The organism is Porphyromonas sp. oral taxon 275, from assembly GCF_018127745.1.
Classification (GTDB): Bacteria; Bacteroidota; Bacteroidia; order Bacteroidales; family Porphyromonadaceae; genus Porphyromonas.
In genome coordinates, this window is record NZ_CP072333.1 from 742,809 (window position 1) to 755,715 (window position 12,907).

General features: G+C 60.6%; 13 protein-coding genes. 7 read left to right on the plus strand and 6 right to left on the minus strand.

The window, feature by feature from the left end:
- Positions 1–6 precede the first annotated feature (6 nt).
- From uppP to porV, 5 genes are all read right to left on the minus strand, one after another.
- Complete coding sequence (gene uppP / locus J4862_RS02990; protein WP_211789259.1) at positions 7–840, minus strand: undecaprenyl-diphosphatase UppP; 834 nt, start codon at positions 838–840, stop codon at positions 7–9.
- Positions 837–1,082 (minus strand): DUF3098 domain-containing protein, encoded by a 246-nt coding sequence (locus tag J4862_RS02995; RefSeq protein WP_211789260.1) that lies wholly within the window; start codon positions 1,080–1,082, stop codon positions 837–839. The genes uppP and J4862_RS02995 overlap by 4 nt, the downstream gene beginning before the upstream one ends.
- Before the next feature lie 65 nt (positions 1,083–1,147).
- Positions 1,148–2,026 carry an ABC transporter permease gene (locus J4862_RS03000; RefSeq protein ID WP_211789261.1) on the minus strand — a complete coding sequence of 293 codons (879 nt, stop codon included), beginning with the start codon at positions 2,024–2,026 and terminating at the stop codon, positions 1,148–1,150.
- Between the two features lie 238 nt (positions 2,027–2,264).
- Positions 2,265–2,759, minus strand: coding sequence for a 2-C-methyl-D-erythritol 2,4-cyclodiphosphate synthase (ispF, locus tag J4862_RS03005; RefSeq protein WP_211789262.1), 495 nt, complete (start codon positions 2,757–2,759; stop codon positions 2,265–2,267).
- Positions 2,760–2,793: 34 nt separating this feature from the next.
- The gene (gene porV / locus J4862_RS03010; RefSeq protein WP_211789263.1) at positions 2,794–3,960 is read right to left on the minus strand and encodes a type IX secretion system outer membrane channel protein PorV; all 1,167 of its coding nucleotides are present in this window, start codon (positions 3,958–3,960) and stop codon (positions 2,794–2,796) included.
- 816 nt (positions 3,961–4,776) lie between these two features.
- On the opposite strand from porV, the gene J4862_RS03015 reads away from it, so the two are divergent.
- The 7 genes from J4862_RS03015 (at position 4,777) to J4862_RS03045 (ending at position 12,041) form a co-directional block, all read left to right on the plus strand.
- The gene (locus tag J4862_RS03015; protein WP_211789264.1) at positions 4,777–5,031 is read left to right on the plus strand and encodes a GlsB/YeaQ/YmgE family stress response membrane protein; all 255 of its coding nucleotides are present in this window, start codon (positions 4,777–4,779) and stop codon (positions 5,029–5,031) included.
- A 449-nt stretch (positions 5,032–5,480) separates the two neighbouring features.
- Positions 5,481–7,217, plus strand: coding sequence for a lysine--tRNA ligase (lysS, locus tag J4862_RS03020; protein WP_211789532.1), 1,737 nt, complete (start codon positions 5,481–5,483; stop codon positions 7,215–7,217).
- Between the two features lie 11 nt (positions 7,218–7,228).
- Positions 7,229–8,257 (plus strand): NAD(P)H-dependent glycerol-3-phosphate dehydrogenase, encoded by a 1,029-nt coding sequence (locus J4862_RS03025; RefSeq protein WP_211789265.1) that lies wholly within the window; start codon positions 7,229–7,231, stop codon positions 8,255–8,257.
- Positions 8,258–8,313: 56 nt separating this feature from the next.
- Entirely contained in the window at positions 8,314–9,102 is a 789-nt protein-coding gene (locus J4862_RS03030) for a polysaccharide deacetylase family protein (protein WP_211789266.1), read from the plus strand.
- Positions 9,103–9,122: 20 nt separating this feature from the next.
- Positions 9,123–9,869: an SIMPL domain-containing protein gene (locus tag J4862_RS03035; protein WP_211789267.1), complete on the plus strand. Its 747-nt coding sequence runs from the start codon at positions 9,123–9,125 to the stop codon at positions 9,867–9,869.
- Positions 9,869–10,849: a glycosyltransferase family 2 protein gene (locus J4862_RS03040; RefSeq protein WP_249107444.1), complete on the plus strand. Its 981-nt coding sequence runs from the start codon at positions 9,869–9,871 to the stop codon at positions 10,847–10,849. The genes J4862_RS03035 and J4862_RS03040 overlap by 1 nt, the downstream gene beginning before the upstream one ends.
- Positions 10,827–12,041, plus strand: a complete 1,215-nt coding sequence (locus tag J4862_RS03045; RefSeq protein WP_211789268.1) for a glycosyltransferase family 87 protein — start codon at positions 10,827–10,829, stop codon at positions 12,039–12,041. Before J4862_RS03040 ends, J4862_RS03045 begins: the two co-directional genes overlap by 23 nt.
- A 152-nt stretch (positions 12,042–12,193) precedes the next feature.
- Here the strand turns inward: J4862_RS03045 and J4862_RS03050 are convergent, their stop codons facing one another.
- On the minus strand, positions 12,194–12,907 hold the full coding sequence (locus tag J4862_RS03050) for a porin family protein (protein ID WP_211789269.1): 714 nt from the start codon (positions 12,905–12,907) through the stop codon (positions 12,194–12,196).

Genomic DNA, 12,907 nt, shown 5'->3' on the forward strand with positions numbered 1-12,907 from the left:
GGAGGCTTAGCTGAGCGAGAGGTCTGCGCCTAGGAGGAGCGCCAGGGCCACGATGAGCGCCAGGGCGATGCGATAGTAGCCGAAGAAGCGGAAGCCGTACTTGCTGACGAAGCCGATGAAGAACTTAATGGCCAGCAGAGCTACGATGAAGGCAACGACATTACCTACGAGGAGCGTATCCCAGTTGTCGCGGAAGACCTCTACGCCTAGCTCCTTATACAGCTTGTAGCCCTTCAGCAGCGTAGCCCCTGCCATCGTGGGGATGGCGAGGAAGAAGGAGAACTCGGCTGCCTGGCGGCGTGTGAGCCCCTGCTGCATACCCCCGACGATTGTCGCCATAGAGCGCGAGACCCCAGGGATCATCGCCAGGCACTGGAAGAGCCCGATGATGAGGGCGTTCTTCGGCCTTAGCGGGCGCTCGCCGTGCTCAGGGAAGAGGCGGTCGATGTAGAGCATGAGGATCCCCCCGAGGAAGAGCATCACGAGGACGACCCAGGTGCTGCCTAGGAGGGTGTCTATATAGTCATTGAGCAGCAGCCCCAGCACCGCAGCGGGGATGCAGCCTAGGATCATCAGCCCGTAGAGTGACCAGCCACCGAGGCTCGTACTGCTGTCGGGCTTCAGCCCAAATATAGGAAAGGGGAGGAAGCGACGGAAGTAGTAGACCAGCACCGAGAGGATGGCGCCGAACTGGATCATCACCGTGAAGGCCTTGAGGTAGGCCGTGCTCTCCATGCCCAGGATACCCTCGGTGAGGATCATGTGCCCCGTAGAGGAGACGGGGAGGAACTCGGTCAGACCCTCGACTATGGCGAGGATGAAGCTCTGTAGGATGGTCATGCTGCGTCCTCTCCTCCCTTCTGATGATGCCCACGGGTGCCGCCGGCTAGGATAGCATAGATCATTAGCACGAAGCCGAGGACACAGATGATGGGCGCCACGACAATGCGCTGCGCGCTGAAGATCTCGGCGCTGAAGGCCGTCGGATCAGTACTCTTGCCCCCCGCCATCAGGAGGAAGCCCACGAGGATGAGCAGCACAGAGGCTCCCATTAGGGCGTAGTTTTTCTTGCTGTAGAGCATAGCTTAGGATATTACTTGCTCAGCAGGGGAGGGCTCTTGGACGCTCCCCGCTGCATTCATTGAGTCTAGAGGAGATGGATCTTAGCCTCCTCCATGTGGATGTACTTACGTGTGGCGATCCAGGAGGAGAGGCAGCTGACGAGGACCCCCACGAGGAGGACGCATAGGGCGATGATGCCCAGCTGGAGCGGGCTGCAGAGCTGGAGCAGAGCGTAGCCGAAGAAGTCCTGGCTGAACCATGTGAGCCCCGCGATCAGCCCGAGGGCGATGACGCCCCCGCCCAGCCCGTCGAGCATGGCGCTGCCGATGAAGGGGCGGCGTACGAAGCCTGGGCGCGCGCCGAGGAGCGACAGGGTACGGATGCGCATGCGCTGCGAGTAGATGACGAGCCCCGTAGCAGTGTTGATCTGCAGGAAGCTCACCAGGAGATGGAGGCCGAGGAAGGCCCAGAGGATGTAGCGGATGGTCTGTAGATTGCGCGCAGCGCTGCTCCACTGCGTCTGCTGGTCGCTGTAGCCCTCGGAGCGGCGTAGGATGGGCTCGCGCTTCATCAGCTGCTCGAGGCTGTCGGGATGGGTGTAGGCGGGCTGCAGGTAGACCTTCATCAGGGGCTGCAGCGGGTTATAGCCCAGTAGTTTGGTGGGGTCCTCTCCGAGTAGCGAGGATAGGGAGCGGGCGGCGCTATCGGCAGAGATAAGCTCTACGTGATGCACCCAGGGTGCTTGCTTGAGCTGGATGATGCTGGTCTGAGGGCTGGCTGCCTCCTGCTCGCTGAGCTCTATGGTCAGGCTCATGCGGGACTGGATGGAGGAGCTGAGCCCCTGCTCGAGGGCATAGACGAGGCCGAGGATGCCGAGCATGAAGAGGGTAAAGGTGATGCTGATGAAGCTCAGCAGACGTGCATAGCGCAGCGTCGAGGATTGTTTGGCTTTGGGGGCACCCATCTGTATGGTTTATTCCGAGTTCGCTTACCTTCTAGTTCCTGTCCCTAAGACTCTATAATAGGGGCAATTTGCGCACAAAGATAGTCATAATTGCTGGTATAGTGCGCGAGGCGCTTGCCCTAGCTGCACACGGAGCTGTGTCACGGCGCGGCGCGTGATGGGATGAGGAGAAGGATACAGCCCCCAGCCGAGGTCTAGGCCTTCGGCTGGGGGCTGTGCTGTCTGTGGAGGCTGTGTGCTAGAGCGCCTCGCGCAGGGCGATCAAGGCCGTCGCGTAGGCGGCCATCCCTTCGCTGCGCCCGACGAAGCCTAGGCGCTCCGAGGTCGTAGCCTTCAGCGAGATAGCCTCGACCTCAAGGCCCATGATGCCCGCCATCACCTGACGCATCTGGGGAATGTGTGGGTTGAGCTTGGGCGCCTCGGCTGCGATCGTCGCGTCGATGTTGCCCAGCTCATAGCCGGCCTCACGTACCAGCTGGCATACGCGCTCGAGGAGGATCTTGCTGTCGATGCCCTTGTACTGCATGTCCGAGGGGGGGAAGTGGACGCCGATGTCGCCCAGGGCTGCGGCGCCAAGGAGCGCATCGCAGACGGCGTGCAGCAGGACGTCCGCGTCGGAGTGGCCCTCTAGCCCGAGTTCGTGGGGGATCTTGATCCCGCCGAGCCACAGGTCATAGCCTGGCTCCAGGCGGTGCACATCGTAGCCGAAGCCGGTACGGAATGGTATCTTCATCGCTTTACTTGATAGATGGTGTTGCGTGTGGACTTTACTTGAGGAGCTCGCGCAGCCCTTCGTAGTCGAGGCCTAGGGATAGGCGGAAGGTCTGGTCGAGCGGATTGTGCTTGATCGTGCTGATGAGGTAGGAGGCGTCTAGGCGGAAGGCCTTGAGGCGCAGTCCTACCCCCGAGGTCAGTGCCTGTAGGTTGCCCTTGGTGGGGTGGAGGTAGCTATAGCCCAGGCGCACATAGAAGCGCTGGTCAAAGCTGTATTCTGCCCCGAGCGCCCAGCGCACCTCGTGAAGCTCCTCCTTGAGGCCGTCGGGGGCGTCGCTCAGGCTGCGGAAGATCCCCGCGATGGAGGAGGTGTCGTAGTAGCGCTGGCGTGCGGCGGCATCGTCGCCCATGATGGGACTCGGGACGAGCAGCTTGCTAGCCTCGATATGTAGGGCTAGGCTGTGCACCTGGTCGATCGGGTAGCTGAGTCCCGTGCCTAGGCTGAGCTTGGTGGGGATGAAGGAGCTGGTCAGTCCGTCGTCGAAGCTCATCTTCGTCCCTATGTTGCTTAGGTTGAAGCCCAGCGTCCAGAGACTCTCGCTCGATCCTATGCGTAGATCCCGCTGCAGGTAGCCCGCGACATCGGCGGCGAAGGCCGAGCCCGCACGCTGATCCCCGCTGCCGTCGAGGGCAGAGTGCATGTAGCGTAGGGCGACAGCGAGGGAGAAGCTGCGGCTGAGCGCACGCGAATAGCTTAGGTCAAGGGCGTACTCGTTGGGCCGTACATCCCCGAGGCTATTCCCCTGAGCGTCGTAGCGCACCTGTGTACCGCTGGCGAAGTAGCGTAGGCTCGCGCCCACGGCCTGCGGTGTCTCGCCGCCTAGGCTGTAGTAGCCGCCTAGCTGCATCAGCGCGATGCCGCTGGTCAGGCGTGAGAGCCAAGGGGTGTAGCCGAGGCTGAGCCCCGCACGCTCGGGGAGGAAGGCGTACTTGGCAGGATTCCAATGCTGGGCGTAGACGTCAGGCGTCGTCGCCACGCCCTGGTCCCCTAGGGCGGCACTGCGCGCATCGGGGGCTATCTGTAGCGAGGGCATCGCCGTGAGGATGGGGCGGTAGACCTCGGTCGTCTGCGCTGCGGCTTGCCCAGCCCCGACGAGGAGCCCGAGGGCGAGGAGGCTGTGCTGGAGCACGGCCTTATGCTTTGGGATAAGTCTCTTCATATATAATGTAGGGATCACACGTGTCGCGCTGCGCCCGAAGGCTGGGAGCCCGCTTGACGAGACAAAGATAAGCCATTTCCCTAGCCCTAGGCTAGCAGGAGGAGCTTGGGGCTCCGAGACTCCTTATTATATATAGCTGCGCTGGATCGACTATCGGGCGGAGCGCTTGCCTTAGTTTCGTCTCCCTTCGGCTGCTCCAAGACCCGCCTTTACGCTCTCGGGAATGCGGATAGGGAGGCTATCTGTCTCCGCCGCTTGGCTAAGTCAAAGCGCCCACTATCCAAGCCCTAGAGACGGTGCCCCATAAGTCGCCCCGAGGCCACGGATAGCCGTCGCCGAGTTGATCCCCTAGCGGAGCTGAGGAAAGTAATATAATATCTAGGGAAAAGTAATATAACTTTTGGCTGAAAGTAATATAACTTCTCCCGAGAAGTAATATAACATTGCTCGAGAAGTAATATAACTTTGCTCGCCCAGCCTTATCCTAGAGCTCGGGGAGCCTCCCACGCGGCGGGACCGAGGGGCTACTTATAGCTCGAGAAGGGGCAAGGTGCAGCGTGCCCCCTGTGCTAGGGAGGGTGGCTAGCAGCGTGGCTAGGGGTCGTCCACTGCGTCGCTTGATTTCCCTCTGTGCCAAGTATCGCTACTCGCCCAGCCGCTTGAGGGCGCCGTCGGAGTAAGTAGGGGGCGTCATGTTGTGCATTGGGTGCATGCCTATAGTTGCTTGGGGGGCGTGCTTCAGGTCGAATATGTACCCATACTTGTAGTTTGAATGAATAAGGCTTACCTTTGCTTCATAACTTAATACTAATAACTATGGGTATTATCGCATCACTTATCGTTGGAGCCATCGCGGGATGGCTGGGAGGAAAGATTTATAAGGGCAGTGGACTAGGCCTTATCGGGAATATCATCGTTGGTATCCTTGGCGGTGGCGTGGGGTCTTGGCTCCTGGATCGCCTATTCCACACCTCGCTCGGAGAGGGCTGGTTTGCCTCCATCCTGACGGGCGCTATTGGCGCTATCGTCATTCTCTTCGTGCTGAATCTAGTGTTTGGAAAGAAGAAGTAAGGAAGGGAGACCAGGCATTTTGATGCCTGCTGTCTTATCCCTGACTATCTCTCTGATGAATGGAAAGCCCCAAGACCTCTATGGCCTTGGGGCTTTCCATTGTATGCTTGCCGAGGGCTAGTCCCTGCAGGCAGTGCAGTAGTTGGGCTCTCTAGCTGGGCTCCCAAGGGGGCTCTCGATAGTCCGATTGCTGCGCCTCGTAGAGCCTAGGACGTAGGGAGCTAGCGCTGTGACGCTCGCTGATTGAGCTGTGCCCTTTGACGAGGCAGGGTGCTCGCATCCCTTAAGGAACGAAGGTGAGACGAAGTGGGACTAAGCCCGCCCGCTTAGCTGGGCGCAATCTTACCTGCCAGCCCCCTTCGCTCCAGTACTTTTCCCGTAGGCCTCAGGATAAATGTGTATCTTTGCCTTTGTTAATAGGACAAAGGAATTAAAGCCATATAATGAACATCAATATCTTAGAGCTGAGCGAGCAGGAGAGCTTCCGCCGTCGTAGTCTGGAGGAGCTTCGCGCCCTTGGCATTAACCCTTATCCCGCAGAGGAGTACGAAGTGACAGGACATGCCCGAGAGATCCTCGATAGCTTCGAGGACGAGGCACCCCGCCGCCAGGTGCGTGTGGCAGGACGTGTCATGGGGCGTCGTATCATGGGGAAGGCCTCCTTCCTCGAGCTGCAGGATGCTACGGGGCGCATACAGATCTACATCACGCGCGACGAGCTCTGCCCTGGAGAGGACAAGGCGCTCTACAATAGCGTGGTGAAGAAGCTGATGGATATTGGTGACTTCATCGGGGTGGAGGGCGAAGTCTTCCGCACCCAGATGGGGGAGATCTCCGTCCACGCCCACAGCCTGACCTTCCTGGCGAAGGCACTGCGCCCACTGCCCGTGGTCAAGGAGAAGGACGGCCAGACCTTCGATAGCTTCACGGACCCTGAGCTGCGCTTCCGCCAGCGCTACGTCGACCTCGTGGTCAATAGCGGGGTGAAGGACATCTTCCTCAAGCGTACGAAGACCTTCACGGCGATGCGCCAGTTCTTCAATGATCGCGGCTACATCGAGGTAGATACGCCCGTGCTGCAGCCTATCCCTGGTGGAGCAGCGGCGCGCCCCTTCATCACGCATCACAATGCGCTGGACATCCCCCTCTATCTGCGTATCGCCAATGAGCTCTACCTCAAGCGCCTCATCGTCGGTGGCTTCGAGGGCGTCTACGAGTTCAGCCGCAACTTCCGTAACGAGGGGATGGACCGCACGCACAACCCCGAGTTCACCGCCATGGAGATCTATGTCTCCTATAAGGACTACAACTGGATGATGGCCTTCACCGAGCAGATGCTGGAGTACATCTGCATGCAGGTGCTTGGCACGACGAAGGTGAAGGTAGGGGAGCGCGAGATCGACTTCAAGGCTCCCTACAAGCGTATCTCCATGCTCGACGCGATCAAGGAGCATACGGGTATCGATATCAGTGCTATGGATGAGGCTGAGCTGCGCGCGACCTGCCAGCAGCTCGGCATCGAGGTGGACGAGACGATGGGCGTAGGCAAGCTGATTGATGAGATCTTCGGCGAGAAGTGCGAGGGCAGCTACATCCAGCCTACCTTCATCACCGACTACCCCAAGGAGATGTCCCCGCTGACCAAGGAGCATCGCTCCAATCCCCACCTCACCGAGCGCTTCGAGCTTATGGTCAATGGCAAGGAGCTGGCCAATGCCTACTCCGAGCTCAACGACCCGATCGACCAGCGCGAGCGCTTCGAGGAACAGCTCCGCCTCTCGGAGAAGGGCGATGACGAGGCTATGTTCATTGACAATGACTTCCTCCGTGCCCTGGAGTACGGCATGCCTCCGACCAGTGGCATGGGTATAGGTATGGACCGCCTGGTGATGCTGCTGACGGGTCAGGAGAGCATCCAGGAGGTGCTTCTCTTCCCCCAGATGCGTCCCGAGAAGGTGGCTCCCCGCGACAAGAAGGAGGTCTTCGCCGCCGCAGGTATCTCCGAGGAATGGGTGCCCGTACTGCACAAGGCTGGCTACCTCACCCTCGAGGCTGTGCAGAGCGAGGAGAAGCCCGGGCGTCTCCTGCAGCAGCTCATGGATATCAAGAAGAAGTATCAGCTCGACTTAGCACCGCTGACGCTCGAGACCGTCACCGCATGGACCGAGGGCGGAGCTAAGGCTTAGATCATAGGCTTATGGCTATAGCAGATCCAGTGCCCAGCTTACCTGGGCGTGTAGGCATACTCGGCGGAGGGAGCTGGGCTACGGCTCTGGCGAAGATCGTCTTGACGAAGCAGCCCCAGATCAACTGGCTGCTGCGCACCTCGACGCATGTCAAGGAGTTCACGCGCCTCGGGCATAACCCGAGCTACTTGACCTCCGTAGCCTTCGACACCTCACGGATTACCTTCTTCACCGACTCGGACGTCAATGACTTCTTCCGAGCCTGTGATACGGTGATCCTCGCGACCCCCTCTCCCTACATCCGCTACTACCTCAAGCGGGTACGCAACTCGGTCATCCGCCCCAAGCTCGTCATCAACGCGATCAAGGGCATGGTCCCTGAGGAGAACATCCTCATCTCGGACTACCTGCAGGAGTACAAGGAGCTGAAGCCCGGGCAGATCGCCGTCATCGCTGGCCCCTGCCACGCTGAGGAGATCGCCAAGGATAGGATGTCCTACCTCACGGTGGGCTGCTTCGACCTCGGCAAGGCCAAGATGCTGAGCGAGGAGCTCTTCAGTAACGAGTACGTCCACTGCGCCGTCAGCCGCGACGTCGTCGGCATCGAGTACGCCGCAGTGCTCAAGAATATCTACGCCATAGCCTCGGGGATCTGCCATGGGATGAACCTCGGGGACAACTTCCAGTCCGTCCTCATCTCCAACGCGATCGCCGAGATGAGCCACTTCGTCAATACGGTGCACCTCCTTTCGCGTGACGTCACCGAGTCCGTCTACCTCGGTGACCTCTTGGTGACGGCCTACTCGAGCTACAGCCGCAATCGTACCTTCGGCAACATGATCGGTAAGGGCTACAGCGTGCGCGCCGCTCAGATGGAGATGAACATGGTGGCCGAGGGCTACTACGGAGCCAAGTGTGTCCACGAGATCAACCAGCGCTACCAGGTGACGATGCCCATCTGTAAGGCCGTCTATGATATTCTCTACGGCGGCGCTCCCGTTGAGCAGACGATCCGTCAGCTCAGCACCCTCTTCAAGTAGTCGAGGTGCGGTAGTGCACCCCTCACCCCTTCCTCTTCCTATCCTTCCCCTTGGTGATGACTAAGCCGCAGCGTATCCTCCTGAGCTTCGACGTCGAGGAGTTCGACGTGCCTCGCGAGCATGGTGTAGACCTCCCGATGGAGGAGCAGGTGCGTATCTCCACGATCGGGACGCACGCCCTGCTGGACGTGCTGAAGCGCCACGGCGTACGTGCGACGATCTTCTGCACGGCCAACTTCGCCCTCCGTGCCCCCGAGGTCTTACAGCGCATCCTAGACGAGGGGCACGAGCTGGCCTCCCATGGCTACTACCACTGGACCTTCGAGCCCAGTGACCTGAAGAAGTCTAAGGACGCCCTCGAGCAGCTCTCGGGGCGAGCGGTCCGCGGCTATCGCCAGGCACGTATGATGCCTGTGCCCGAGGCCGAGGTAGCACGTGCGGGCTACTGCTACAATAGCTCGCTGCATCCGACCTTCATCCCAGGGCGCTACATGCACCTCACCGCCCCACGCACCTACTTCATGCAAGAGGGTGTGATGCAGATCCCCGCCTCAGTGACGCCGCTCCTGCGCTTCCCGCTCTTCTGGCTCTCCTGCCACAACCTCCCCTTCTTCCTCTATCGCTGGCTCTGTCGCCGCACGCTGCGGCACGACGGCTACCTCGTCGTCTATTTCCATCCCTGGGAGTTCTACCAGCTGGACGAGCACCCCGAGCTAAGGCTCCCGCGCATCATCCGCAATCAGTCGGGGCGCGGGATGATCGACCGCCTGGACCGCTGGATCGCGGGCTTCCTGGCTGAGGGGGCGAGCTTCGTGACCTTCTCTGAGTTCGTCGACACACTATAATCCCTACACTACATCATCCTATGCAGATCAATCGTAACCTCATCGCCGCTAGTGCCATCGCCGCTGTGGCACTCGTGGCCTCGGTCTTCCTCCTGGCGGGGGGCATGAAGGGCTTCCGTAGCCGCAGTGCCAAGACCATCGCTGTGACGGGTAAGGCTGAGCGTACCTTCACCTCGGACCTGATTGTCTGGACGGCGACCATCAACAGCGAGTCGCTTACCCTTTCGACGGCTTACTCCGAGCTCAAGGAGAGGCAGAAGGCCGTCGCCGACTACCTCAAGTCCAAGCAGATCTCTGCCGATGCCATCACCTACAGCAGTGTGGACATCACCAAGCAGCATGATAGCTTCTATGACTCCGAGGGTAGCCGCGTGGTCTCGACCTTCCGTGGCTACCTGCTGAAGCAGACTGTCACCATCTCCTCCAAGGACATCCACTCCATCGAGGCCGTGTCGCGACAGATCTCTGAGCTCATCAACCAAGGGATAGAGATCGAGTCTGGTGCTCCCCGCTACTACTATACGAAGCTCAATGAGCTGAAGATCCAGATGCTCAAGGAGGCTGCCGAGGACGCGCGTAACCGAGCTAAGGTCGTAGCCGAGGGCGGCGACAGCCAGCTCGGGAGCCTAGAGCGCTCCTCTATGGGCGTCTTCCAGATCGTCGGTGAGAACAGCGACGAGGACTTCAGCTGGGGAGGCTCCTTCAATACCAGCTCGAAGGTCAAGACCGCTAGCATCACCGTCAGCTCTACCTACGCGATCAAGTAGTGAATAGACCCATCGTACCCAAGCTCGTGATCGTCTCCCCGTGCTACAACGAGGAGGCGATCCTTGCTTATTCTGCCGAGCGCCTCACGAGCCTCCTGCAGCAGCTCCTCCAGCGGGGCAAGATAGCGCCCGAGAGCTATATCCTCTACGTCAATGACGGCAGCCGAGACCGCACCTGGGAGCTCATCGAGGAGCTGCACCAGCGCTATGCGGAGGTCAGCGGCCTTTGCCTAGCGGGTAACGTAGGCCATCAATCCGCCATCATGGCGGGGATGATGGAGGTCGTGGAGGAGGCGGATGCCGTCATCACGATCGATGCCGACCTGCAGGACGATCTCGGAGCCATCGAGACGATGATCGACCGCTACAGGGAGGGCTACGACATCGTCTACGGCGTGAAGAAGACCCGCGAGGCCGATCCCTGGCTGAAGCGTACGACCGCGCTCTCCTTCTACCGCCTGCAGAGTGCGATGGGGATACGAGCGGTGTACAACCATGCGGACTTCCGCCTGCTGAGCCAGGCTGCGCTGCGTGCTCTGGCTAGCTACCCCGAGCGCAACCTCTACCTGCGCGGGCTCATCGCGCAGCTGGGCTTCCCCGCCACAGAAGTCGATGACCACATCAGCGCGCGCGTGGCAGGCAGCTCGAAGTACACGGTGCGCAAGATGCTCATCCTTGCCATCGATGGCATCACCTCCTTCACGACGCGCCCCATCAGCTGGATCATCGCTATGGGCTTCCTGAGCCTGCTGATCAGCGTAGCTATGGCAGTGTACGTGCTGGTCTCCTATGTCGAGCACCGCTCCGTGCCAGGCTGGGCCTCACTCATGCTCTCGCTGTGGTTCATCGGGAGCATGCTCCTCTTCTCCCTCGGGGTCGTAGGGCAGTACATCGGCAAGATCTATATGGAGGTGAAGGCACGCCCTCGCTATCACATCGCCAAGCAGCTCAAGCATCATGACCGACCTACAGAGCACTAAGCCTAGCACCCTGCAGCGCCTGGAGCGCCTGCTGGCCCAACCCTTCCTCCGCAGCCCACGTACCCTCCTCGGGCTGTGGACGCTGCTCGCGCTGGTGGCTGGCCTGACGAAGATGTCGCCTGCGCGGCACAACAACTTCCTCATCTTCCGAGGCGTCTTCGACCACCTCACGCAGCAGCTCTCGCTCTATGCCGAGTACCCGCAGGAGTACTTCGACCACAACCACTACGGCCCCTTCTTCTCTCTCGTCATCGCTCCCTTTGCCGTCGTGCCCGATGTGCTGGGGCTGCTGCTCTGGCTCGTCGCGCTCTCGCTAGGGCTTTACTGGGCGGTGCGCTATCTACCGCTGGCGGAGGGCAAGCAGGCCTTCGTCTACTGGTTCTGTGCCCACGAGCTGCTCACCGCGCTGCAGATGCAGCAGTTCAACATCGCCATCGCGGCCATCCTCGTGGGCTCCTTCGCCGCCATCGAGCGCAGGCAAGAGTGGCTCGCAGCGCTGCTCATCGTGGTGGGCACCTTTGTCAAGCTCTACGGGATCGTAGGGCTGGCGCTCTTCTTCTTCGTACAGCGCAAGCCGCGCTTCATCCTTTGGCTCGCCCTCTGGTCGGTGGTCTGCCTCGTCAGCCCCATGCTCCTCAGTTCGCCCGACTACGTGCTGGGGCAGTATCAGGAGTGGGCGGGGCGCCTAGCGACGAAGAACGGGGAGAACCTCTTCTCTCTCATGCAGAACGTCTCTCTGCTGGGCATGGTACGCAAGCTGACGGGCATCGCCAGCTACTCCGACCTCTGGCTGATCCTGCCTGGACTCGTTGTCTTCGGCCTGCCCTACCTACGTGTCGGGCAGTATCGACACCTCGCCTTCCGCTACGGCATCCTCTCCTCGGCGCTCCTCTTCCTCGTGCTCTTCAGTACGGGGAGCGAGTCCAGTACCTACATCATTCCCTTCGTGGGGATCGTGCTGTGGTACACCACTGCCCCCTGGCAGCGCGGACGCTGGGAGCAGCTGCTGATGCTTTTGGTCTTTGTCTTCAGTAGCCTCTCGCCCTCGGATCTCTTCCCGCGCGCGCTGCGCACCGAGCTGATCCAGCCCTACGCCCTCAAGGCGCTCTTCCCGACCATCGTCTGGCTGCAGCTCAGCTGGGAGCTCTGCACGCGTGACTACAGCGCAGCTCCCGAGGGGAAGGATATCTAGGGCTTGAGCAGCCTCAGCTCCTCGCAGCTAGCACTTCGTCACTCCTCGGAGCCTCCTCGACCCTAGCCTAACTATACGATCAAAGGCAGCGCCCAGCTCAGTCCCTCATGGGGCTAAGCTGGGCGTTGCCTTTGCTGTTTGCTTCTGCTTACTTACTCGATGCTGAGGCTGAAGAGGAGCATCCGTGCTCGTGCGTGTGCTATGGCCTCGGTGTAGTAGCGCCGGCGGTCTCCTTCCAGCTCAGGGCGATCACGCAGGAGCGCATCTCCTAGACCGTAATGGAGGCTAAGCTGGGGCGAGAGCTTGAAGCGACTGAAATAGAGGTCACAGCCCAGCCCCGAGCTCCATCCGTAGCTGAGCGGGCGAAGGCGCAGAAGGTCGCTCTGCCGTCCCCCGAGCTCGATGTCCGTGTAGAGCCCCGTGAGGAGGAAGGGGCGGATATTGCCTCGCCGCAGTCCCCACTTCAGCTCCAGTGGGAGTTGTAGGGAGGAGCTCCGCGCCTCTGTGCGTAGCAGCTCGCTGAGACCATCGGTATAGCTGACGGAGACGCTCCCTAGGTGCAGCGTCGGCACGAGACGCAGCTCCAGCCCGGGCGAGAGCGTCAGTCCGCCGATGACCCCGATGCTGAAGCCTGGCTGATAGTCGGGACTCTGCGGGATGAGTACCCGTCCCTCGTGATCGCTCAGCCCCGAGGGGCGCAGCTGTAGATCCCTGCTGTGCAGCCCTATCCTCAGCCCGAGATAATACCTGCGTAGGTCGAGGTAGGGTTGATGCTGGACGTGGCGCGTGAGCTCCTGCGCTGAGAGGGCGCCAGCCCTGATGAGGGGCAGTGCCGCGAGGCAGCCGAGGAGCAGAGAGCGGAGCAC